Genomic DNA, 1,204 nt, shown 5'->3' on the forward strand with positions numbered 1-1,204 from the left:
CGCCCTGAGCATGATGGGGTCGCAGAGAATCGGTGGCTGCGACTGTTTATTAAAAACACAGCACTCTGCCAAGACGAAAGTCGACGTATAGGGTGTGACGCCTGCCCGGTGCCGGAAGGTTAAGTGATGGGGTGCAAGCTCTTGATCGAAGCCCCGGTAAACGGCGGCCGTAACTATAACGGTCCTAAGGTAGCGAAATTCCTTGTCGGGTAAGTTCCGACCTGCACGAATGGCGTAACGATGGCCACACTGTCTCCTCCTGAGACTCAGCGAAGTTGAAGTGGTTGTGATGATGCAATCTACCCGCGGCTAGACGGAAAGACCCCATGAACCTTTACTGTAGCTTTGCATTGGACTGTGAACCGGCCTGTGTAGGATAGGTGGGAGGCGTTGAAATCGGGTCGCTAGACTCGAGGGAGCCAACCTTGAAATACCACCCTGGTTTGTTTGCGGTTCTAACCTTGGCCCGTTATCCGGGTTGGGGACAGTGCATGGTGGGCAGTTTGACTGGGGCGGTCTCCTCCTAAAGCGTAACGGAGGAGTTCGAAGGTACGCTAGGTACGGTCGGAAATCGTGCTGATAGTGCAATGGCATAAGCGTGCTTGACTGTGAGACTGACACGTCGAACAGGTGCGAAAGCAGGACATAGTGATCCGGTGGTTCTGAATGGAAGGGCCATCGCTCAACGGATAAAAGGTACTCTGGGGATAACAGGCTGATACCGCCCAAGAGTTCATATCGACGGCGGTGTTTGGCACCTCGATGTCGGCTCATCTCATCCTGGGGCTGTAGCCGGTCCCAAGGGTATGGCTGTTCGCCATTTAAAGAGGTACGTGAGCTGGGTTTAAAACGTCGTGAGACAGTTTGGTCCCTATCTGCCGTGGGCGTTGGATACTTGACGGAGCCTGCTCCTAGTACGAGAGGACCGGAGTGGACGTACCGCTGGTGTATCGGTTGTCATGCCAATGGCATTGCCGAGTAGCTATGTACGGAAGAGATAACCGCTGAAGGCATCTAAGCGGGAAACTCGTCTGAAGATAAGGTATCCCGGGGGCTAGACCCCCCTGAAGGGTCGTTCGAGACCAGGACGTTGATAGGCTGGGTGTGGAAGGACAGTAATGTTCGTAGCTAACCAGTACTAATTGCCCGTGCGGCTTGATCCTATAACCTTGTAGGTTAGGCGTTCAAGTACCGTTCAAACAAA

Annotated in this window: 1 rRNA gene; it reads left to right on the plus strand. The window is 53.7% G+C overall.

The annotated features are described in order from the left end of the window. Positions 1-1,163: ribosomal RNA gene (locus BUB23_RS26360) — 23S ribosomal RNA — on the plus strand; the annotation flags it as partial. Positions 1,164-1,204: the final 41 nt, after the last annotated feature.

Source organism: Pollutimonas bauzanensis (assembly GCF_900129885.1).
Taxonomy (GTDB): Bacteria; Pseudomonadota; Gammaproteobacteria; order Burkholderiales; family Burkholderiaceae_B; genus Pollutimonas; species Pollutimonas bauzanensis.